23 protein-coding genes and 1 tRNA gene are annotated in these 19,926 nt (G+C 69.4%); 19 read left to right on the plus strand and 5 right to left on the minus strand.

What is annotated here, in order from left to right; translation table 11 throughout:
- Positions 1–86 precede the first annotated feature (86 nt).
- The 17 genes from ASE95_RS11695 (at position 87) to ASE95_RS11770 (ending at position 12,904) form a co-directional block, all read left to right on the plus strand.
- Positions 87–1,166: a phage portal protein gene (locus ASE95_RS11695; protein WP_056636841.1), complete on the plus strand. Its 1,080-nt coding sequence runs from the start codon at positions 87–89 to the stop codon at positions 1,164–1,166.
- Positions 1,163–1,504 (plus strand): DUF6127 family protein, encoded by a 342-nt coding sequence (locus tag ASE95_RS11700; protein ID WP_056636399.1) that lies wholly within the window; start codon positions 1,163–1,165, stop codon positions 1,502–1,504. Before ASE95_RS11695 ends, ASE95_RS11700 begins: the two co-directional genes overlap by 4 nt.
- A complete protein-coding gene (locus ASE95_RS11705; RefSeq protein WP_056636400.1) occupies positions 1,501–1,869 on the plus strand; it encodes an HK97 family phage prohead protease in 369 nt (122 codons plus the stop codon). The genes ASE95_RS11700 and ASE95_RS11705 overlap by 4 nt, the downstream gene beginning before the upstream one ends.
- A 69-nt stretch (positions 1,870–1,938) precedes the next feature.
- A complete protein-coding gene (locus ASE95_RS11710; RefSeq protein WP_235528296.1) occupies positions 1,939–2,943 on the plus strand; it encodes a phage major capsid protein in 1,005 nt (334 codons plus the stop codon).
- A 171-nt stretch (positions 2,944–3,114) separates the two neighbouring features.
- The gene (locus tag ASE95_RS11715; protein WP_235528319.1) at positions 3,115–3,543 is read left to right on the plus strand and encodes a hypothetical protein; all 429 of its coding nucleotides are present in this window, start codon (positions 3,115–3,117) and stop codon (positions 3,541–3,543) included.
- Positions 3,540–3,704 (plus strand): hypothetical protein, encoded by a 165-nt coding sequence (locus ASE95_RS17705; protein ID WP_156348015.1) that lies wholly within the window; start codon positions 3,540–3,542, stop codon positions 3,702–3,704. Before ASE95_RS11715 ends, ASE95_RS17705 begins: the two co-directional genes overlap by 4 nt.
- Positions 3,701–4,117: a tail completion protein gp17 gene (gene gp17 / locus ASE95_RS11720; protein WP_056636404.1), complete on the plus strand. Its 417-nt coding sequence runs from the start codon at positions 3,701–3,703 to the stop codon at positions 4,115–4,117. Before ASE95_RS17705 ends, gp17 begins: the two co-directional genes overlap by 4 nt.
- Before the next feature lies 1 nt (position 4,118).
- Positions 4,119–4,526: a phage tail tube protein gene (locus tag ASE95_RS11725; protein WP_056636406.1), complete on the plus strand. Its 408-nt coding sequence runs from the start codon at positions 4,119–4,121 to the stop codon at positions 4,524–4,526.
- Positions 4,523–4,837 (plus strand): gene transfer agent family protein, encoded by a 315-nt coding sequence (locus tag ASE95_RS11730; RefSeq protein ID WP_156348016.1) that lies wholly within the window; start codon positions 4,523–4,525, stop codon positions 4,835–4,837. Before ASE95_RS11725 ends, ASE95_RS11730 begins: the two co-directional genes overlap by 4 nt.
- Entirely contained in the window at positions 4,834–5,028 is a 195-nt protein-coding gene (locus tag ASE95_RS11735) for a phage tail assembly chaperone (RefSeq protein ID WP_056636408.1), read from the plus strand. Before ASE95_RS11730 ends, ASE95_RS11735 begins: the two co-directional genes overlap by 4 nt.
- Positions 5,021–5,569 (plus strand): hypothetical protein, encoded by a 549-nt coding sequence (locus ASE95_RS11740; protein WP_056636411.1) that lies wholly within the window; start codon positions 5,021–5,023, stop codon positions 5,567–5,569. The genes ASE95_RS11735 and ASE95_RS11740 overlap by 8 nt, the downstream gene beginning before the upstream one ends.
- On the plus strand, positions 5,569–7,818 hold the full coding sequence (locus ASE95_RS11745; protein ID WP_056636413.1) for a DUF2460 domain-containing protein: 2,250 nt from the start codon (positions 5,569–5,571) through the stop codon (positions 7,816–7,818). The genes ASE95_RS11740 and ASE95_RS11745 overlap by 1 nt, the downstream gene beginning before the upstream one ends.
- Complete coding sequence (locus ASE95_RS11750) at positions 7,815–8,618, plus strand: DUF2163 domain-containing protein (RefSeq protein WP_056636414.1); 804 nt, start codon at positions 7,815–7,817, stop codon at positions 8,616–8,618. The genes ASE95_RS11745 and ASE95_RS11750 overlap by 4 nt, the downstream gene beginning before the upstream one ends.
- Positions 8,615–9,004, plus strand: coding sequence for a hypothetical protein (locus ASE95_RS11755; protein WP_056636416.1), 390 nt, complete (start codon positions 8,615–8,617; stop codon positions 9,002–9,004). Before ASE95_RS11750 ends, ASE95_RS11755 begins: the two co-directional genes overlap by 4 nt.
- Positions 9,005–9,014: 10 nt before the next feature.
- Positions 9,015–11,144 carry a phage tail protein gene (locus ASE95_RS11760; protein ID WP_056636419.1) on the plus strand — a complete coding sequence of 710 codons (2,130 nt, stop codon included), beginning with the start codon at positions 9,015–9,017 and terminating at the stop codon, positions 11,142–11,144.
- Complete coding sequence (locus ASE95_RS11765) at positions 11,144–11,647, plus strand: DUF2793 domain-containing protein (RefSeq protein ID WP_056636843.1); 504 nt, start codon at positions 11,144–11,146, stop codon at positions 11,645–11,647. Before ASE95_RS11760 ends, ASE95_RS11765 begins: the two co-directional genes overlap by 1 nt.
- A gap of 132 nt (positions 11,648–11,779) precedes the next feature.
- Positions 11,780–12,904, plus strand: a complete 1,125-nt coding sequence (locus ASE95_RS11770) for an OmpA family protein (protein ID WP_056636844.1) — start codon at positions 11,780–11,782, stop codon at positions 12,902–12,904.
- A gap of 415 nt (positions 12,905–13,319) precedes the next feature.
- Here the strand turns inward: ASE95_RS11770 and ygfZ are convergent, their stop codons facing one another.
- Positions 13,320–14,045 (minus strand): CAF17-like 4Fe-4S cluster assembly/insertion protein YgfZ, encoded by a 726-nt coding sequence (gene ygfZ / locus ASE95_RS11775; protein WP_056636421.1) that lies wholly within the window; start codon positions 14,043–14,045, stop codon positions 13,320–13,322.
- Positions 14,046–14,099: 54 nt separating this feature from the next.
- Between ygfZ and ASE95_RS11780 the strand changes: the two genes are divergently transcribed.
- Positions 14,100–15,434, plus strand: a complete 1,335-nt coding sequence (locus tag ASE95_RS11780) for a dihydroorotase (protein ID WP_056636423.1) — start codon at positions 14,100–14,102, stop codon at positions 15,432–15,434.
- A gap of 16 nt (positions 15,435–15,450) precedes the next feature.
- Here the strand turns inward: ASE95_RS11780 and ASE95_RS11785 are convergent, their stop codons facing one another.
- Positions 15,451–16,197 carry a DUF1134 domain-containing protein gene (locus tag ASE95_RS11785; protein WP_056636845.1) on the minus strand — a complete coding sequence of 249 codons (747 nt, stop codon included), beginning with the start codon at positions 16,195–16,197 and terminating at the stop codon, positions 15,451–15,453.
- A 161-nt stretch (positions 16,198–16,358) separates the two neighbouring features.
- Here ASE95_RS11785 and ASE95_RS11790 point away from each other — a divergent pair.
- Positions 16,359–16,448: transfer RNA gene (locus ASE95_RS11790), tRNA-Ser, on the plus strand.
- 668 nt (positions 16,449–17,116) lie between these two features.
- Here ASE95_RS11790 and ASE95_RS18510 read toward each other — a convergent pair.
- The 3 genes from ASE95_RS18510 to ppk2 all read right to left on the minus strand — a co-directional run bounded on the left by ASE95_RS18510 (position 17,117) and on the right by ppk2 (position 19,879).
- Positions 17,117–17,692, minus strand: coding sequence for a hypothetical protein (locus ASE95_RS18510; protein ID WP_327196716.1), 576 nt, complete (start codon positions 17,690–17,692; stop codon positions 17,117–17,119).
- A gap of 71 nt (positions 17,693–17,763) precedes the next feature.
- The gene (locus tag ASE95_RS11800; RefSeq protein WP_082450102.1) at positions 17,764–19,008 is read right to left on the minus strand and encodes a M48 family metallopeptidase; all 1,245 of its coding nucleotides are present in this window, start codon (positions 19,006–19,008) and stop codon (positions 17,764–17,766) included.
- 112 nt (positions 19,009–19,120) lie between these two features.
- Positions 19,121–19,879, minus strand: a complete 759-nt coding sequence (ppk2, locus tag ASE95_RS11805) for a polyphosphate kinase 2 (RefSeq protein WP_056636425.1) — start codon at positions 19,877–19,879, stop codon at positions 19,121–19,123.
- Positions 19,880–19,926: the final 47 nt, after the last annotated feature.

A 19,926-nucleotide genomic window follows, 5' to 3' on the forward strand; every position in this document is an offset into this window, starting at 1 on the left:
GCCTGCGCGGAAGCGCCGGCCGGGCGCAGACGTAGACGCGCAGCCGGCACGAACGGTTTCGGAATTTCCTTTCTGGAGTGATGGGCATGGCATGGTTCGGATGGAAATCCGGGCGCGGAGTCGCGCGTCCGGCGTTGGGGCGGGTCGGCGCGGTGGCGCGGCCGATCGGCGAGTGGCCGCAGGGGTATGAGGCGCAGGTGCGCGCCGGCTATTGCGGCAATGCGATCGCGCAACGTGCGGTAAAGCTGGTCGCCGAGGGCGTGGAGGGCGCGCCGCTGGATACCGACGACGAGCGATTGCGGACTCTGGTGGCGGAGCGGGGATTGCTGGAGGCGGTCAGCGCGCAATTGCTGCTGCACGGCAATGCGTTCGTGCAGGTGCTGCGCGATGGCGGAGGGCAGGTGGCGGAATTGTTCGCGCTGCGCCCCGAGCGGGTGAGCGTGGAGCTGGGCGCGGACGGGTGGCCGGGCGCGTATCTGTACCGCGTGGGGGTGCGCACGACGCGGCTCGACCCGGCGAGCGTGATCCATGTGCGGCGCTTCAACCCCGTCGACGACCATTACGGGCTGGGCTGCCTGGGCGCGGCATCGGCGGCGATCGCGATCCACAATGCGGCGGGCGCGTGGAGCAAGGCGTTGCTGGACAATGCCGCGCGACCTTCGGGTGCGCTGGTCTATGACGCGGGCGACGGATCGGTGTTGAGCCCCGACCAGTTCCGGCGGCTGCGCGAGGAAATGGAGCAGGGTTTCGCGGGTGCCGCCAATGCCGGGCGGCCGATGCTGCTGGAAGGTGGGCTGAAGTGGCAGGCGATGAGCCTGACGCCCGCCGACATGGATTTCGTCGGCACCAAGGCATCGGCCGCGCGTGAGATCGCGCTGGGGTTCGGCGTGCCGCCGATGCTGCTCGGGCTGCCGGGGGACAGCACGCACGCCAATTACAAGGAGGCGAACAAGGCGCTGTGGCGGCTGACGGTGCTGCCGCTGGCCGGCGCGATCCTGTCGGCGATCCGCGACGGCCTTGCCGAGACGTTTCCGGGCGCGCGCCTGCAGGTCGATCTCGACCGGGTGCCTGCGCTGGTGGAGGATCGCGAGCGATTGTGGCGGATGGTCGCGGCGGCCGACTTCATCTCGGTGGAGGAGAAGCGGCAGATGGTGGACTGGCAATGAGTGCCGGACGCACGGCCGCGGGGGGCGGCGTGCTGGCGCAATTGCTGGCGCAGGGGCGCGGCGAGGGCGCGGACATCACCACGCTGCGCGCGATCGCCGAGGAAGCGGGCGAGCTGGGCGCGGTGCGTGCGTTGACCCGGCTGGGGCTGGCCGACGAGGGGGCGGCGGGGGATGTGGCCGAGTTGCGCGAGTTGGTGCGGGCGTGGCGCGATGCGAAGCGATCGGCCTGGCGCGCGCTGGCGGCGTGGGTGGTGCGCGTGACGCTGGCGCTGCTGCTCGCCGGGATCGCGGTGCGGCTGGGGTTCGAGGACGTGCTGAACCACGGCGCGGCGAAGTGAGGATCGTCGGCTACGCCGCAGTGTTCGACCGCGTCGACCGGGCCGGCGACGTGATGCGGCGCGGTGCCTTCGCGGACGCCGGCATCGTGCCGCTGCTGATGCAGCATCGCGGGCGCGCGGTCGGCGAGTTGTTGTCGATCGGCGAGGATGCGCACGGGCTGCGCATCGAGGCGCGCGTCGACGATGCGGCGGTCGCGCGGCTGGTGCGCGTCCGCGCGCTGCCCGGGCTGTCGGTCGGTTACCGCCCGCTGGTGCTGGAGCAGGGCGCATGGCGCGCGATCCGCCGCGCCGCACTGGTCGAGGTGAGTTTGGTAGCGGTGCCGATGCAGCCCGCCGCGCGCGTCGAGGCGATGTTCGACGCCTGAGTTTTCGGGGTTCGTGGTGGACCCCCTTTTCGGCTGCCTCTGCGGGCGCGGCCTTTCATGGAGAAGAGTATGAGCGATACGGTGGTGGCGCGCCCGGTGCTGGACGGCGCGCGCGTGAATGGCGGTGGTGCGTTCGACGGCTTCGTGCGGTCGGGGGCGACGATCGAGTCGAAGGCGTTCACCGGGACGACCGGCGATCAGGGTGGCTTCGCGATCCCGCGCGAGATCGATGCGCAGATCGATGCGGTGTTGAAGAACGCCAGCCCGATCCGCAGCATCGCGAACGTCGTGCAGGTCGGAACGGCGGGGTATCGCAAGCTGGTGACGACCGGCGGCACGCCGTCGGGCTGGGCGGCGGAGACGGATGCACGGCCGGTGACGGCAACGCCGACCTTCGTCGAAATCGCGCCGCCGATGGGGGAGCTGTACGCCAACCCGTCCGCCAGCCAGGCGATGCTCGACGATGCGCTGTTCGACGTGGAGGCGTGGCTGGCGGGCGAGATCGCGGCGGAATTCGCCAAGGCGGAAGGCGCGGCGTTCGTGAGCGGCAACGGCACGAACCGGCCGCGCGGTTTCATGACGGCGCCGACCGCGGCGACCGGCGATGCGACGCGCGCGTTCGGCACGTTGCAATATGTGCCGACCGGCGCGGCGGGCGATTTCGGCGCGAACGGCGCGGAACGCCTGATCGATCTGGTCCAGACGCTGCGCGCGCCATACCGGCAGGGTGCGACGTTCGTGATGAACGCGACCACCGCGGCGCGCATCCGCAAGTTCAAGACCAGTGACGGCCAGTTCCTGTGGCAGCCGAGCATCGCGGCGGGGCAGCCGGCGATGTTGCTGGGATATCCCGTGGTCGAGGCCGAGGACATGCCCGATGTGGCGGCGAACAGCCATTCGGTCGCATTCGGTAACTTCCGCGTCGGTTATCTGATCGCGGAGCGGAGCGAGACCAACGTGCTGCGCGATCCGTACAGCAACAAGCCGTTCGTGACCTTCTATGCGACCAAGCGCGTCGGCGGGTGCGTGTCGAACAGCGAGGCGATCAAGCTGCTGCGCTTCGCCGCGGCCTAGCCCGCACGGGCGGGCGGCGGAGGCTGCGTCGTCCGCCCTCCGACGGGGGACCGGCCTGCGCCGGGGATGACCGAGGAAAGGACAGATATGACATTCGTGACGGGAGCGCCCGGCGCGGTGGTGCTGGGTGCGGGCGACCGCGTGCTGGCGCTGGCGGCGGTACGCGCGTAATTGCGCGCGGCGACGATCGACGACGACGCGCTGGCGATCGCCTTCGTCGAGGCGGCGCTGGGGCTGGCGGAGCAGTTCACGGGGCGCGTGTTGATCGTGCGCGAGGTGGTGGCGGATGTGGGCGGCGCGGCCGGGTGGCAGGTGCTGCCGGCCGCGCCGGTGCGGGCGATCGCCGCTGGCGGCTTCGCGATCGACATCGACGCGCAGGGCGCCGGCTGGGTGAAGAGTACGGGTGCGGTGCGGGTGACGTTCACCGCCGGGCTGGCGAGCGGCTGGGCCGCGTTGCCCATGCCGTTGCGGCAGGGGACGGCGATGCTGGCGGCGCATCTGTTCAGCGACCGCGCCGGGAGCGCGCCGGTGCCGGCGGCGGTGAGCGCACTGTGGCGGCCGTTCCGCACCATGGCGCTGGCGCAACCGGTGCACGCATGAAGCGCGCGGTGGAGCGCCTGCGCGCGCGCGTGGCGGCGCGGTTGCGCGACGTGATGCCCGACGCCGAGATCGAGGAGCGCGACGACGGCGTGGCGATCAGCGCGCGCGGGCTGAAGCGGCGCTGGGTCGACGATCCGTCGCTGGCGTGGTGGCGGCAATGACCGTGGTCGGAACCGGGGGAGGAACCGGCGCGGTGCGTGCGGCGGTGCTGGCGCGATTGCGCGCGCAGGTGGCGGTGACGCGCGTGTTCGAGGGCGCGGCGGCGAAAGGGACGGTGCCGTTCCTGACGCTGCGCGAATGGAGCGCGGGCGATTGGGGCACCAAGGATCGCGCGGGGCGCGAGCTGCGCATCGGGGTGGCGGTGCGCGACGAGGGCGAGAGCGGCGCGCGGGCGGTGGCGCTGGCGGCGGAGGCGGAGGCGGCGCTGCTGTCGCTGCCGTCCGTGTCGGGATGGCGCGTCGTGACGGCGGTGCCGGTGCGCAACGTCCTGCTGAACGAGGGACAAACCGGCAGGGGCACCGCGCGGTGGGTGGTGCTGGTCGATGTGCGGGTGCGGATCATGGAGGAGGCGTGAAATGGCGGCGGAAAAGGGCAGTGCGTTCCTGTTGAAGGTCGGCGATGGCGCGAGCCCGGTGGCGTACCGGACGGTGGCGGGGCTGCGCACGACGCAGCTGAGCGTCAACGGCGAGGCGGTGGCGGTGACCAGCAAGGATTCGGGCGGGTGGCGCGAATTGCTGTCCGGGGCCGGCGTACGATCGGTGAGCGTCGCGGCGGCGGGAGTGTTCACCGGATCGACGGCGGAGGTGCGCGTCAAGGCGAGCGCGCTGGCGGGAACGCTCGACGATTACCGGCTGACGTTCGAGAGCGGCGAGACGATGACGGGTCGATTCCTGGTGACCCGGCTGGATTACGCCGGGGATTACAACGGCGAGCGCAGCTATACGATCGCGCTGGAAAGCTCCGGCCAGGTGGTGAGCGCGTGATCCCGGTGGCCAATCCCGTGCGCGGCGAAGCGTCGTTGCGCGTCGCGGGCGAGGTGCTGGTGCTGCGCCCGACGTTCGCCGCGCTGGTCGCGGCCGAGCAGGAGCTGGGGTCGCTGTTCGCGTTGGTCGAACGTGCGGTGGGCGGACGATTGGCGCTGGCGGAGCTGGTGGCGCTGTTCTGGCATTGCCGCCACGGCGCGGCCGACGCGCTGACACGCGAGATGCTGGGCGAGGCGGTGGTGGAGGCGGGGCTGGGCGCGGCGACGCCCGCGCTGAAGGTGCTGTTGCGGCAGATACTGGCGGGACGATGACGACGTTCGCCGGCGCGGCGCGGCGGATGGCCGGGCTGGCCGGGGCGGTGTTCGGATGGCGGCCGGGCGAGTTCTGGCAAGCGACCCCGGACGAACTGGCCGCGCTGGTGAGCGCGTGCGCGCCAGAAGCTGCGACCCCGCCCGACGCACGGGAAATCGCGGCGATGCAGGAGGCTTTTCCGGATGGATGACGAAATCGAGCGGCTGGTGATCGGCGTGCGCGCCGACACCAGTGGGTTCACGCGTGACGTGGCGGCGATGCGCGCGACGCTGGAGGGACCGTTCGCCAGTGGCGCGGACCGCGCCGGACGCGCGGTGGAGACGGCGCTGGCGCGGGCGGTGCGCACCGGAAAGCTGGGGTTCGACGACCTGCGCGCAGTCGCCCTGAGCGCAATGGGCGACATTGCGGCGGCGGCGGTGAAGGGCGGGATCGGCAGCGTGCTGGGCAGCGGCGGCCTGGCGGGCGTGCTGACCGGGCTGCTCGGCCTGCCGGGGCGCGCGACCGGCGGCCCGGTCAGCCCGGGACGCGCCTATCTGGTCGGCGAACGCGGGCCGGAGGTGTTCGTGCCGACGACGAGCGGGCAGGTGGCGGTGCCGGGTGGTGGCGGCGCGCGCGACGTGCGGGTGGCGATCACGATCAACGCCGGCGGTGCAGGTGCCCCCGAGGCGATGGCGCGATCGGGCCGGCAGGTGGCGCGCGCGGTGCGCGCCGCGCTGACGGAGGGACAGTGATGGGGCATTGGCTGACGGCGGCACGATCCGCGCAGTCCGCAAGCGTCATGACGCGTTTCGATCCGATGTTCTGGACGGTGAACTTCCCGCGGCCGATGATGGCGGCGGTGACTACCATCGCGCCGGATGCGTTGCGGGTGGATGCGGTCTTCTACAACCGCGACGATCTGGCCGGATTGATCTGGGAGAGCGAGGACCGCCACGACCATCCGCTGCTGCGTTACGAGACCGGGCGCGATTACCGTGGGTGCCGGTTGTCGTTCCGCTGGCGGTCGGCGGGGGTGCTGGCGCTGGATGCGGTGAACGGCCCGGTGCTGACGATCGAGGGGCGCGATGCCGGTGGCGCGGCGCGATCGTGGTACGTGCGGCTGTGGAACTATGCCACCGGGACACCCGGCGATGCACGGGTATCGATCGACCTCGCGAGCGTGCGTGGCGGGTTCCTGCTGCCGGCCGAGGCCGACCCGGTATGGGCGGGCGACGTCGACCGGATGTTCGTGTCGCTGGTCGCGCCGGGTTACGATGCCGGCGGCGGGGCGCTGCCCACGCCGGTCGAGGCGTGGGTGGAAATGAGCGAAGTCGCGTGCGACGGCGCAGGCGCGGTGCTGAGGGTCGGCGACGTGGTGCTGCCCGAGCACGATCTGCGGATCGCGAGCGGTTATGACGACAGCTACCACCTGACCCCGGCACGGCTGCTGCGCAACGCGTTGAACATGGGGTATCGTGGCGCGATCGTCCACTACGTCGGCATGAGCCATTACTTCCGGCTGCGCGGCGGATCGGTGGAGGGGGCGTTGAACGTCGCATGTGCGGCGTGGCATCGCGATTTGGCGGGGCGGGCAAAGCTGCTCGGCTATGACCTGATCTGGTCGCTGTCCTACGAATTGTTCGACGCGCATTGCCCGGCGGGGTGGAAGCAGCGCGCGGCGGACGGGTCCCCCGCGCTGACCGGGTGGGTGCCGCCGTCGACCTTGCTGTCGCCGAGCAACGGCGCGGCGATGACGTATCTGCGCGGCGTCGCGCGGGCATTCGTCGCGATCGGCACCGCGGCGGGGCTGACGCCGCATTTCCAGATCGGCGAGCCGTGGTGGTGGGTGACGCCGGACGGTGCGCGGCCCTGTATTTACGACGACAGCGCCAAAGCGGCGTTCGCGCCGGTGGCGATCGCGAGCATGCGCGGGACCATGGACGCGGCGCAACGCGCGACGCTGGACCGGGCGGGGGCGGCGTTGGCGGCGTCGACCGCGGCGCTGGCGGCGGCGGTGAAGGCGGCGGCACCGGGCTGCACGACGTATCTGCTGGCGTATCTGCCCACGGTGCTGGACGCGCAGGCGCCCGAAGCGAAGCGGATGAACATGCCGGCGGGCTGGGCCGCGCCAGCGTTCGACGTGCTTCAGCTGGAGGATTACGACTGGGTGACCGATGGCGACACCGCGTCGAGCGCGCGGGGTGCTGCGGCGGCGGCGCTGCGGCTGGGTTATCCGGCGGAGCGGCAGGAATATCTATCGGGCTTCGTGTTGCGACCGGAGCAGCGCGCGCAGTGGCGCACGATCGTCGCGGCGGCGCGGGCTGCGCAGGGGCGCGGGGTGGCGCGCGTCTATCTGTGGGCGTTGCCGCAGATGCTGCGCGACGGGCTGGTTTACTGGCAGGAGGAGGGTGCGGTGGAAGCGTTCGACGACGTGATGTTCCCGCTGGCGCTGGGCCGCGAGGCGGAAGTGACACCGACCTTTTCGACCGGCGTGACGACCAGCGCGGGCGGTCGCGAGACGCGCCGGGTGGGCTGGGCGGAGGCGCGCACTCGTTACGATGTGGGGCCGGGCGTGCGCAGCGAGGCGGACGTGGCGACGTTGCTGGCGTTTTTCCGCGCGCGGATGGGGCCGGCGCGCGCGTTCCGGCTACGCGATCCATTCGACTGGCGGACCGGCGACGAGGTGATCGGAACGGGCGACGGCGCGACGCGGACCTTCGCGCTGGTGCGTCGTTACGGCGCGGCGACGCGGCGGATCACGCGCCCGGTGGCGGGCAGCGTGCGGGTGAAGGTGGCGGGCGCGGCGACGCAGGCGTTCACGATGGCGTCGGGCGGATCGGTGACGCTGGATGCTGCGCCGGGCAAGGGCGCGGTGGTGACCGCATCGTTCGACTTCGACGTGCCGGTGCGCTTCGCCGAGGATCAGCTGAGCGTGACGCGTGCGACGCACCTGGCCGGCAACGCGCCGTCGGTGCCGCTGGTCGAGGTGCGGGAAGCATGAGCGACCGGGTGGTGACCCAGGCATTGTGCTGGCGGATCGAGCGCGAAGACGGGGTAATGGTGGCGCTGACCGATCACGACCGCGACCTGATGGTCGGCGAGATCCTGCACCGCGCGGCACCGGGGATGACCCCGTCCGCGATCGTGCGCGGTGAGGGACTGGAGCCGGACACGATGGAGGTGACCGGCGCGCTGGGTGCTGCGGCGTTCCGGCGCGACGACCTGATCGCCGGGCGCTGGGACGGGGCGCGCGTGGTGATGAGCGCGGTCGACTGGAGCGATCCGGCGCAACCCCCGGTGCCGCTGGGCGAGGGGCGGATCGGCGAGGTGGAGCTGACGGCGGACGGCTTTACCGCCGAGCTGCGCGGGGTGCAGGCCCAGCTGGAGCGACCGGTGACCGAGGCGACCTCGCCGACGTGCCGGGCCACGCTGGGCGATGTGCGGTGCCGCGTGGCGATGGCACCGCGACGGCGGTTCGCGCGGGTGGTGGCGTGCGTGGAGGAACGCGTGACGCTCGACACCGACGAGCCGGTGGCGGATGCGTATGGCGAAGGCCTGCTACGGTGGTTCGGCGGCGGGAATGCCGGGCTGGGCAGCGCGATCGAGCGGTCGGCGGGCGCGGTGCTGACCTTGCGGGCGCCACCGGTGACGCCGGCCCTGCCCGGTACGCTGGTCGAGCTGGTCGAAGGATGCGACCGGCGGCTGGCGACCTGTGCCGCACGGTTCGCCAATGTCGCGAACTTTCGCGGAGAACCGTTCCTGCCCGGTATCGACCTGCTGACGCGCTACCCCGGCGGATGACGGCGGGCGAGCGGGTGCTCGCCGCGGCAAGGGCGTTGGTGGGGGTACGGTTCCGGCCGCACGGGCGCGACCCGGCGTTCGGGCTGGACTGCGTCGGACTGGTCTTGGTGGCGCTGGCGCATGCCGGAGCGAGGATCGCGGTGCCCCGCGGCCATGCCTTGGCGTGCGGCGTGCTGCCGCCGGGAGCGGTGCCGCCGGGCATGTGCGCGTGTGCGGGCGGCGCGGACGGCGATGTGCTGTTGCTGCGCGTGTCCGCTGCGCAGCTGCATCTGGCGATCCGCGCAGGCGACGGGATCGTCCACGCCGATGCGCTTGCACGGAGAGTGGTGGAGCGGCGCGGCGCCTTGCCGTGGCCGGTCGAGGCAGCGTGGTGCTGGACCCCATAGGGAGACGAACATGGCGACTTTGGTGCTGACCGCAGCCGGCGCGGCGATCGGCGGGCCGATCGGTGCGGCGGTCGGCGGCGTGCTGGGGCAGGCGATCGACCGCAACGTGCTGCTTGCGCCGCGGGCGAGGCAAGGCCCGCGGTTGAGCGACCTGAAAGTGCAGACATCCTCCTACGGCACGCAGATCCCCAAGGTGTTCGGGACGATGCGCGTGGCGGGGTGCGTGATCTGGGCGGCCGAATTGATCGAAACGCGCAGCACGACCCGCGGCGGGAAGGGGCGGGCGGGCGCGACCGGCTATGCCTATGCCGCCTCGTTCGCGGTGGCGCTGTCGGCCCGGCCGATCGCGGCGGTGGGGCGGATCTGGGCGGAGGGTAAGCTGTTGCGCGGCGCGGCGGGCGACTGGAAGACGCCGACCGGATTTCGCCTGTACCACGGCGGCGAGGAGCAGCGCGCCGACCCGTTGATCGCGTCGCTGAACCCCGACGCGCCCGCGTGTCGCGGTATCGCCTATGCGGTGTTCGAAAATCTGGCGCTGGCGGATTTCGGCAACCGCATCCCCTCGCTCAGTTTCGAGGTGATCGGCGATCCGGTGCCGCCGTCGATCGGGCGGGTCGCGCACGAACTGGGCGGCGGTGCGGTCGTCGGGGTGGGCCCGGGGGCGCTGGTAGCGGGCTATGCGGCGAGCGGGGAAAGCGTCGGCGTGGCGCTCGACGCGCTGGCGACGATCGCCGGGGCGTGGTGGGTGCCCGCCGGTCCCGCCCTGCGGCTGGCCGATGTCGTCGGCGTACCGGTGGCAATCGATGCGGATGCCGTGGTCACCGAGCTGCGCCGGCCGATCGAGACCGTGCCGGCGCGGGTGACCGTGTCCTGCTACGACCCGGCGCGCGATTACCAGATCGGGGTGCAACAGGCGCAGCGGCCGGGCCGCGGCTGGCGCGACATGGACAGCGACGTGCCCGCCGCGCTGGAAGCGGCGATGGCGCGCGGGCTGGCGCAGACGCTGCTGAAACGGGCGGAACGGGCGCGGGTGACCCGCCGGGTGACCCTGGACGCGACCGCGGTCGCCCTTGCGCCGGGTGACGCCTTGCATTTGCCGGATGGCGGGGCGCCATGGCGGGTGACGCGCGCCGAGGCGGGGTCACGCGGAGTGACGCTGGACCTTACCCCGACCGGTATCGCGGCGGTGGCGCTGCCGGCCGACCCCGGCCGGATGGTGCCGGCACCGGATCGCCGGGCGGCGGCGACGGTGCTGGTCGCCGCCGAGCTGCCGCCGCTCGACGATGTACGTGCCGAGACGATCAGGATCGCGGTGCTGGCGGGCGGCGACGCGCCGGGCTGGCGCGGGGCGGGGTTGATGATGAGCGGCGATGGCGGCGCGAGTTGGGAGGCGGCGGGTTACAGCGCGGCAGCCGCGGTACTCGGGCGCCTGGCAAGCCCGGTCGGTGGGGGGCAGGCGTGGCTGGTCGACCGGGCGACGACGATCGAGGTCGAACTGGCGCATGATGGCATGACGCTGGCTTCGGTGAGCGACGCGGCGCTGGACCGGGGCGAGAACGCGGCGCTGCTGGGCGAGGAAGTGTTCCAGTTCCGCGATGCCGTGCAGGTGGCGGCACGGCGGTGGCGATTGTCGACGCTGTTGCGCGGCCGGCGGGGCAGCCGGGCACGTGCGCAGATCGCGGGGGCGGCATTCGCGCTGATCGAGGACGCGTGCATCGCGACGATCGCCGTGCCACGCGCAAGGGTCGGCGACACGGTCCGCCTGTTGGCGAGTGGTGCCGGCGATGCACAGCCGGTGGCGGTGACGGTAAGCTTGAGCGGGGCGTCGGTCGCGCCGCCGTCCCCCGTGCGGCTGCGCATCGAGCCGCGTTCCGACGGCGGCGCTGCGATGCGGTGGGTACGACGCAGTCGGCTCGGCTGGCGGTGGGCTGAGGGCATGGACGTGCCGCTGGGCGAGGAGCGCGAGCGATATACGGTGACGCTGGGGACAGGGGCGGTCGCGCGGACGCTGGGAAGCGAGGTGCCGCTGCTGACGATGGCTGCCGGCGACGTGCGTGTCGGCGACACGGTCACGGTGCGTCAACTGGGAACGTTCGCGCCGTCCATGGCGGCGGAAAGCATGTTCGAGGGAGATGGATGATGACGCAAGAGGATAGCCCGCGACTGGCGCTGCCGATGCTGGCACCCGGCCAGGCTCAAAAGGAGATGTGGCATAACGAGGCGCTCGCGCTGCTCGACATCGCGGTGCAGGCGACGGTGGACGGGATGGACAGCGACGGGCCGCCGCCCGCTCCGCAAGCCGGGCGGTGCTGGATCGTCGGTAATGCACCGACCGGCGACTGGGCCGGTCATGCGGGTGCGATCGCCGGCTGGACCGCAGGGGGCTGGCGCTTCGTCGCGCCGCGCGCCGGCCTGCGCGCGTGGCATGCGCCCAGCGGGCAGGAGGCGGTGTACGATGGCACCGTCTGGCGACGTGGCGAGGTGAAGGCGGCGCGTGTGCTTATCGACGGGCGGCAGGTGATCGGTGCGCAGGCCGCCGCGATCATGGCTCCGATTGGTGGAGGGACGATCGATGCCGAACTTCGTACCTGTGTCGAAACGATCCTGAAAGCGATGCGAAGCCATGGGTTTATCGCGTCTTAACCGCTTCAAGGCCGGGTTTCCCGGTGTGGCGTTTGGGCCACAGGTGCGAGTATTTGTCTGCTTGTTCGGCAACCAACGTTTCGATAGTGAGTTTGCGCTGTCCGTAGTGACACTGAATGAAAGGGGATTATGATGCGTAAGCTTGCCATAGTTATGGCGCTTGCCTCCACCGCTCTCGCGACGCCGGCGCTTGCGCGCGACAAGGCGTGGTACGTGGGCGTTGAAGGCGGTGCGATGATCGTCGAGGACATCGATTGGGATGTCACCGGCACCGCCGCCAGCCGCAGCGGCACCGCAACCGTCGACAACGACTACGGTTGGGATGTCGATGGGATCGTCGGTTACGACTTCGGTGCGTTCCGCCTGGAGACCGAGGTCGGCTATCGCCGCGCTTCGATCGACAGCCTTCGCACCACCGCCGGGCTTCCGATCAGCGCTGCGGCGCAGGCCAACCCGGGTACGTTCGACGCAGTTGGCGGTCGCACGTCGGCACTGAGCTTCATGGTCAACGGCCTGCTCGACTTCGGTGAAGACGATGGCCTGCAGGGCTTCGTCGGCGGCGGTGCGGGCGTCGCCCGCGTCCAGGCGCGCATCGACTCGACCTCGGCTTACCGTCTGCTCGACGATTCCGACACCGTCTTCGCATGGCAGGCTCTCGCGGGTATCCGCGCGCCGCTGAGCGAGAACGTCGACGTTTCGCTGAAGTATCGCTTCTTCAACGCCGACAACGTCAACCTGTTCGACGCACGTGGCAGCGAATATGAAGGCCGGTTCCGTTCGCACAGCCTGCTGGGTGGCGTAACCTACAACTTCGGCGCACCGGAAGAGGCAGCACCGCCGCCTCCGCCGCCGCCGCCGCCGCCTCCTCCCCCCCCGCCCCCGCCGCCTCCGCCGCCGGAAGTGGTCTGCTCGCCGGGTCCGTTCATCGTGTTCTTCGAGTGGAACAAGTCGGACGTCACCCCGGAAGCAGGGTCGATTCTCGACAACGCGGTCACCCAGTACCAGAGCTGCAACAACGCGCAGGTCATGCTGGCGGGCTACACCGACACCTCGGGTGCGGCGAAGTACAACGTGGGGCTCTCGCAGCGTCGTGCCGACGCGGTGAAGGCATACATGGCGTCGAAGGGTATCCCGGACGGCGTGATGACGACCGAAGCGTTCGGCGAGACCCGCCTGCGCGTCGAAACCGCCGACGGTGTGCGCGAAGTGCAGAACCGTCGCGTGGAGATCACCTACGGTCCGGGTTCGGGCCAGTAAGGTCGATCACTTCGGTGATGAAAGAGGGAGGTCGGCGAAAGCCGGCCTCTTTTTTTATGCCGATCGGTCGAGATTCTCCCGCGGGACCGGTCGACACAGCGGCTGCGCCAAACGAACGGGCTTCGATCACCCGCGACAGCCACGATTTTTCGACGGAGATGATTGCAGCCCAGGCGCAATTCCGGTGTGAGGCATTGCGACCCGCGCATGCCGGGTTACAACGGAGTGTTCTGACCGGGAGCCGCGACCTTCGATTTCATTCGACCGGCGTTCACCGGTCGTTCGGCGCGTGTTTTCCATCCGTTAACCTCGCCCGCGGTCCCGGATGACTTGCCTTCGCTCTGCTGCACCGAGACGGCAAGTCCACGTCCTGCGAGGTTGGCGTACGATAAGCCGCCCCCGCCAGGCCGCCGGGCTAGGCGTTGCCCGCGATGGCAGCGGCGAGCCATGGCGGAACCTGCGCATCGCCCAGCGCATCGACCCGACGCAGCGTCACCATCAGGCCACGATCGGGATAGATCGTCCGACGGCGCGTGTCGCTTTCGTCGATTGGTGCAATCACCAGCCTGCGGCGCACCTTGTCGCGATGATGCATCCGGGCCGTATTTTCCTGCCCGACGTAGCAACCCTTCGTGAAGCTGACGCCGCCAAGTTCGCGCGCATTGGCTTCCAGCCACAATGTCTCGCCCGCTCCGAGTTCGCCGACGCCCTCCGGTACGCCTAGCGACAGACGATATTCATGCCAGCGGTCTGTCGCCGGACCCGGTGCGGCGAGCCAGCGTGCGCCCAGCGCGGCGAGGCGCGGATCGGCCGGCCGATCCGCGATTTCACTCGCCCAATGCACCGCAAGCGTAGCATCGGGGGCGATTACGATGGGACGGCGCAGCCGGTACATCGCCAGTCGGCGGCCGATCGCCTCGGCCTGCGTCCGCTCCACGTCGAGCAGCACGTCGCCGCCGTCGCCCCACACGATCATGTCGAACAAGGCCTTGCCCTGTGGTGTCAGCAATCCTGCCCACACGGGCAGCGCGCCCATCACGTCGTTGGTCAGCAATCCCTGCAGGAAGCCGCGCACATCGTCGCCGGAAAGGCGCAGCAACGCGCGATCGGCCAGCATCGTCGCCGGGGTGGTATCGTTCATGGTCACAAGGTAGGGAAGGCGGCGACCCCGCGAAAGAGCCAGAGAGGGCTGACCATGGCGACCTATGATCTTCTGCTCACCGGCGGCACCGTGCACACGCCTGGCGGCCCGGTGCTTGCCGATATCGGCGTTCGCGACGGGCGTATCGTCGCCATCGGCGCGCGGGGAGATGCGGGGCGGACGATCGATTGCACCGGGCTGGATATTCTGCCGGGCGTTATCGACACGCAGGTGCACTTCCGCGAACCAGGCCTGGTACACAAGGAGGATCTCGCCACCGGCAGCGAAGCAGCGGTGATGGGCGGCGTCGTAGCGGTGTTCGAGATGCCGAACACCAAGCCGAACACCGATTCCGCTGAGTCGATCGCCGACAAGCTGGCGCGCGCAGACGGCCGGATGTGGTGCGACCACGCCTTCTACGTCGGTGCGACCAACCACAACGCACGTGATCTTGCCGAGCTTGAGCGGCTGCCGGGTACGGCGGGAGTCAAGATCTTCATGGGGGCATCGACCGGTGACCTGCTGGTCAGCGAGGATGCGCGACTTGCCGAAGTGCTGGCGAGCGGACAGCGCCGCGTGGCGATCCATGCCGAGGACGAGGATCGTATGAATGCGCGCCTTTCCGAACGGGTGGCGGGCGACGCCTCCTCGCACCCGGTGTGGCGCGATGACGAAAGTGCGTTGCTGGCGACGACGCGTATCCTGCGGCTGGCGCGCGCCGCGCGGCGGCGGATCCACGTGCTGCACGTGACGACTCCGGCGGAGCTGGAATTGCTGGGACGCAACAAGGATGTCGCCACGTGTGAGGTGACGCCACAGCATCTGACGCTGGCGGGCGAGGAGGCTTATCCACGGCTGGGTACACTGGCCCAGATGAACCCCCCGATCCGATCGGGCGCGCACCGCGACGGGCTGTGGCATTGGCTTAACCAGGGTGTGCCGGACGTCATCGGTTCGGACCATGCACCCCACACGCTTGAGGAAAAGGCCACGCCGTATCCCGGCAGTCCCAGCGGGATGCCAGGGGTGCAGACGTTGCTGCCGCTGCTGCTCGATCATGTCGCGCAAGGGCGCCTGACTCTCCAGCGCCTGATCGAGCTGACCAGCGCAGGCGCACAGCGCATCTTCGGCTTGACGGGCAAGGGCCGGATCGTCGCCGGCTATGACGCGGATTTCACGATCGTTGACCTGAAGAAGCGTTGGACGATCGAGGAGCGCTGGCTGCGGTCGCGGGCGGGCTGGTCGCCGTTCACCGGTATGGAACTGACCGGCAAGCCGGTCGGTACGATCGTGCGCGGGCATGTTGCGATGTGGGAAGACACGCTCGGCGACGCGCCGCAGGGCGCGCCGCTGCGTTTCGAAGCGACCGGCTTCACCGGCGGCAGCTGAGCCGCCGGTTAATGCATCAGAACGGTGACCATTTCGAGGTTTCCGAAAACTTCATGTAGCCGACGTTGACGCCGGCCCGCCAACCGACGCCCAGCCGCACCGGGATCAGCACGACGTTGCCCTTGCGCAGATAGGTCGCCGCGAAGCCGCCGACGAAGTATAGGCGTCCTTCCGCACCGGGGAAGCGCGTGAAAAGCTCGTGTGAATCGTAGAGATTGTAGACCAGCACGAATACCTTGTTGGCGTCTCCGCCGACGTCGAAGCCGACGGACGGTCCGGTCCAGTAGACCGGGCGCTGTCCCTCTACCTTGTGGGTCATCACCCCGGAGCCATAGCGAACGCCGACGATGAACGCGCCAGACGCTTCGCGGCCGGCGATATAGGCGTTCGGTTCGCCCTGATCCTTCAGGATGTTCTCGATGATCTGCGCGAAGCCTTCCGCGCCCTTGCCGAACACGCCCTCACCGGCGGCGATCAGATCGTCACGCTTGTAGGTGGACGCCGCGTTGGTCGTTGCGTCGGCGCGGACCTCCGATCCGGCCACCGGCGGTGCGCTTTGCGGAGCGGGGGCGGGGTCCTGCACGGGAGCCGGTGCCCGCGCCGGCGCGCTGGGCGTTCGTACCGGCGGTGGATCGTTGGAGACGTCGCCGTCGATCGCGGCGTTGGGATCGATGGTGCGCACCTGCGCCGACGTGACCGCAGGCGACGCGATCATGAGCGCAGCCAGCATCGCCGACCACATGTTGCGCCGTGTCGTCCGCATCGTCCGTGCCCCCTTGATCATGTGCGATGCTATAGGCCGGCAGGTGCTGTCGCGGCAATGAACGCACGACGATCGGACTCGCACACGCGATATGCGGAAATCGTGCGCATGCCATTGATCGCTGCCGCGACCCTCGCTATAGCCGCGCCCTACGCCGGCCCGGAGACGTGGGTGAGTGGCTGAAACCAACGCTTTGCTAAAGCGTCGTACGGGAAACCGTACCGAGGGTTCGAATCCCTCCGTCTCCGCCATACACGCCGCCGTGCCTTGCGCCGGTCGTAGATGCTTCCGCGTCGTAGCCTTATGGCCGTGCTTCGAAAGTCGTTCGAGCGTAAGTCTTGGTTGTTCCACGCCATCGTGGCGACGAGCACAACCGCTTTGCGGCCCACGTCGGTGCCGACGAGTCATGTCCGTCGTCCGCGGGTTCGCCGCGTGACCGGATCGTCTGTCGCGCCGGTCGGTCTGTGCGGTCAAGAAGGTCTAGGAAATCCTGCTTCCGGAATCGGGCGGCGGTGTGGGTGCCGTGTCCGCGCGTGTCGGCGCTCTCCGGGATGAGGCGGAAGCCGGCATTCTTCATGCGGGCAACGGCGCGTCGCGGGAAGTCGTAACCGCGCGAGTTGATGAAGTTGTCGGTCGAGTTGATCCACGTCGTCGGAGCGGTGCTCGCTTCAAGCCGCTGCCAAGGATCATAGGTACGGACGAACGCGCAGCTGTGGCCCGATCCGAGTAGCATCCCAAAAGTGAAGCGGCGCCGCGCCAGCGACGAAGAGGAGACTGGCGGCTGTGCAAACGCCTCGTCTCGGCTGGATCCGGTACTCGCCGTTTGTGCAGGCGGGGTCGGCCCTGATCCCGGCGATGGCCAGTTGTCGCCACATACGATTCAGCCCTGCGATCACTACCGGTTCGCAGGCAAGCGGCATCAGTGCGCGCGCGAACGCCGGATGAGCCTCGCCCCACACCAGAGTGTGCATGCACCGCATCGTAGCGCCCATGATGAGGCACATGCGCCGGATTCCGGTTCCGTCATGCAGCGACCGACATTGCGCCTCCACCATGTCGTCATGATCGTATTTCGGAAACGCATGCGCAGCCCGTCGGACGGCTTGGAGGATTTCCCATGCCCGATATCGTCGGGAAAGATGATCCAGTAGCGCGCGATACCCAGCGGCTGTCCTGGACCATAGAGTCCATAGGCGAAGACCGGATTGATAAAGTGCCGCCCCGCGCCGCCGGCGACGTGCAAGATCATCACGGCGTCGTCGATTTGTCCGCGTGCGTCGCGGTGCGGCTGGCCGACAGTCGTGTAGCTTATCCGCACTTCGGAAAGTGTCTCGCCAGAGCGGAAGCGTACGTCACGCAGCACGAACCATGCGTCGCGTGCGGGCCATGGCGATGAAGCGACGGGCGATGTCGCCGCCGTCAGCGGAGGCGTCGGCGGCGCTTGCGCGACGGTCGCCTGACGAATTGCAGCAGCAACGTGGACCGCATCGCTCATGTTTGCGCCGACCGCCTCGCCACGCAAGGCCCCGATTTCGCAACGGTCTTCGTCGTTCCGCGCCGGTGGTCTCAGTCGACCCCCGGTTCGCCCCGGTGTTGCGCCTTCCATTGCATGCCCATCAGGATGCGCGTGCGACCGGAGGGGTGATCGAAAAAGACGGCTTCTTCGAGCGCTGACGGCTCCAGCTTCCGGTACTCGCCCAGCTTCAGCGATACGCGCGCCCAGCCATCCGGAGCCCGCGAGGCATTGATGCCGAAATAATCCGCCTGTTTCTCATGGAAGCGGATCAGGGAATTGGTGACAGGGGTCAGCAGCACGCCGCCGATCACCGCGACGATAAGGGCGGGCGCGAGAATAGCAGGATCGTCACGCCCGCCGATCCGCCAATCCGCCCCGTGACGGGCGACCAGCCACGGGGTAACGCGGTCCAGCGCGACCAGGAACAGGCCCGCGATAAGGGTGAAGCCGACCAGCAACGATGCAGTATGGCCCAGGACGTAATGGCCCAGTTCATGCCCCATCACCGCGCGCACTTCCGCCGGGGAGGTGCGTCGTAACAGGTTGTCGTTCAGCGCCACCCGCACCGTGGGTCCGATGCCCGCGACGTTGGCGGAGATGCGCTTCGTCTGCCGCGAAGCGTCGACCACCAGTATGTTTTCCGCTGGCACGCCATTGGCCTGCGCCATCTGCAGGATCTGGCTCCGCAACGGTGATGGAGGCATCGGCGTGTAGCGATTGAACAACGGGGCGAGGAACACCGGGGTCAGCATCATACCGAGCGTCAGGAAGGCTCCGCTCGCAAGCGTGCCCCACGCCCACCAGCTATGCGGCAGCTTGCGATAAAGGGTCAGCAGGCAGAGGAACGCGCCGGCCGCGATGACCATCCCGACCGCGGCGCCGGTCGCCCAGTCGCCGAACCAGCCCATGAAAGTCTGGTTCGACATACCATATTGGTGCTCGCGCCACCAATCGACGTAGAGCGTCCAGGGCCACGTCAGCAATTCGACCGATGCCGTGAAGAGGAGCGTGAAGAAAAAGGTGCGCATCGCCGTTCGTCCGCGCGCAAGCCGCCCGGCGCGGACGGAGAGTCGCGCGACCCATCCGTAGCGAAGTAGCGCCCAAAGGACGGCGGTGTCGATCAGGGCGCTCCAGAGGATCAGCCAATAGCCGCCTTCGAAATAGGCGTTCGATCGCGCCCTTGCCGCGACACCGACCGTCGCGAGATAGGCGTCGGTGGCGGCCGCCGGATCGAGGGTCTGCGCCGCAGCGACGCTGGCGGCGATGGTCGATGACGCGACGTGTATGAACAGCATCGTCTTGGGCCCCTCGCTGCCGCAGCGCGCAGCGTAGGGATAGCTGTCCGTTTACGCCAAGCCGCATGTGGCCCAATTCGGTGCCGGCCCCGGTATTTGCGGAACGCGCGTGTTACGGGGCGAGGCGACCATCGTCGACGGCCGCTGCTTCGAGCGAGAACAGCACGTCCGGCGTGGCGAGCGGAACGTCCGCCGCGATCGTCGCGGGCGCGATGGCATGGACGAGATAGCGGAGGATCGCGAGCCGTGCGGCTTTCTTGTGATCCGCGTGGACGCAATGCCACGGTGCCAGCGGCGTATGCGTGCGCATCAGCATCGTGTCGCGCGCGGCGGAGTAATCGGCCCAACGATCCTGCGCGACGGCATCCATGTCGGATACCTTGAGTTGTTTGAGCGGGTCGGTCTTGCGCGCCTTCAGGCGCCGTGCCTGTTCGTCCTTGCCGATATCCAGCCACAGCTTGATCAGCCGGATGCCGCTTTCGACCAGCATCCGCTCGAAATCGGGTGCGTCGCGCAGGAACTCCACCTGCTCGGCCAGGGTCGAAAACCCCATGACGACTTCGACGCCGGCGCGATTGTACCACGAACGGTTGAAAATCACGATTTCCCCGGCGGCGGGCAGGTGCGCGACGTAGCGCTGGAAATACCATTGCGTGCGTTCGCGGTCGGATGGCTTCGGTAAGGCGACGACGCGCGTCAGGCGCACCGACAGATGCTCGACGATCCGCTTGATCGCGCCGTCCTTGCCCGCGCTGTCGCGCCCTTCGAGCACGATGACGACGCGTTCGCCCGACGCCGCTGCGGCCACCTGCGCCTCGACCAGAGCCAGCTGCGCGCGCTCCAGATCGCGATCGTAACCGTCATGGGACATAAGACGCTCCTTCGCGATGAAGAAGAAGCGCCGCGCCGCTTTCGTTC

The organism is Sphingomonas sp. Leaf231 (genome assembly GCF_001421995.1).
GTDB lineage: Bacteria > Pseudomonadota > Alphaproteobacteria > Sphingomonadales > Sphingomonadaceae > Sphingomonas.

Coding starts and splice junctions, on each gene's coding strand:
- ASE95_RS11695 (WP_056636841.1), top strand. CDS start 87: ATGGCATGGTTCGGATGGAAATCCGGGCGCGGAGTCGCGCGTCCGGCG.
- ASE95_RS11700 (WP_056636399.1), top strand. CDS start 1,163: ATGAGTGCCGGACGCACGGCCGCGGGGGGCGGCGTGCTGGCGCAATTG.
- ASE95_RS11710 (WP_235528296.1), top strand. CDS start 1,939: ATGAGCGATACGGTGGTGGCGCGCCCGGTGCTGGACGGCGCGCGCGTG.
- ASE95_RS17705 (WP_156348015.1), top strand. CDS start 3,540: ATGAAGCGCGCGGTGGAGCGCCTGCGCGCGCGCGTGGCGGCGCGGTTG.
- gp17 (WP_056636404.1), top strand. CDS start 3,701: ATGACCGTGGTCGGAACCGGGGGAGGAACCGGCGCGGTGCGTGCGGCG.
- ASE95_RS11725 (WP_056636406.1), top strand. CDS start 4,119: ATGGCGGCGGAAAAGGGCAGTGCGTTCCTGTTGAAGGTCGGCGATGGC.
- ASE95_RS11735 (WP_056636408.1), top strand. CDS start 4,834: ATGACGACGTTCGCCGGCGCGGCGCGGCGGATGGCCGGGCTGGCCGGG.
- ASE95_RS11740 (WP_056636411.1), top strand. CDS start 5,021: ATGGATGACGAAATCGAGCGGCTGGTGATCGGCGTGCGCGCCGACACC.
- ASE95_RS11745 (WP_056636413.1), top strand. CDS start 5,569: ATGGGGCATTGGCTGACGGCGGCACGATCCGCGCAGTCCGCAAGCGTC.
- ASE95_RS11750 (WP_056636414.1), top strand. CDS start 7,815: ATGAGCGACCGGGTGGTGACCCAGGCATTGTGCTGGCGGATCGAGCGC.
- ASE95_RS11755 (WP_056636416.1), top strand. CDS start 8,615: ATGACGGCGGGCGAGCGGGTGCTCGCCGCGGCAAGGGCGTTGGTGGGG.
- ASE95_RS11760 (WP_056636419.1), top strand. CDS start 9,015: ATGGCGACTTTGGTGCTGACCGCAGCCGGCGCGGCGATCGGCGGGCCG.
- ASE95_RS11765 (WP_056636843.1), top strand. CDS start 11,144: ATGACGCAAGAGGATAGCCCGCGACTGGCGCTGCCGATGCTGGCACCC.
- ASE95_RS11770 (WP_056636844.1), top strand. CDS start 11,780: ATGCGTAAGCTTGCCATAGTTATGGCGCTTGCCTCCACCGCTCTCGCG.
- ygfZ (WP_056636421.1), bottom strand. CDS start 14,045: ATGAACGATACCACCCCGGCGACGATGCTGGCCGATCGCGCGTTGCTG.
- ASE95_RS11780 (WP_056636423.1), top strand. CDS start 14,100: ATGGCGACCTATGATCTTCTGCTCACCGGCGGCACCGTGCACACGCCT.
- ASE95_RS11785 (WP_056636845.1), bottom strand. CDS start 16,197: ATGCGGACGACACGGCGCAACATGTGGTCGGCGATGCTGGCTGCGCTC.
- ASE95_RS18510 (WP_327196716.1), bottom strand. CDS start 17,692: ATGAGCGATGCGGTCCACGTTGCTGCTGCAATTCGTCAGGCGACCGTC.
- ASE95_RS11800 (WP_082450102.1), bottom strand. CDS start 19,008: ATGCTGTTCATACACGTCGCGTCATCGACCATCGCCGCCAGCGTCGCT.
- ppk2 (WP_056636425.1), bottom strand. CDS start 19,879: ATGTCCCATGACGGTTACGATCGCGATCTGGAGCGCGCGCAGCTGGCT.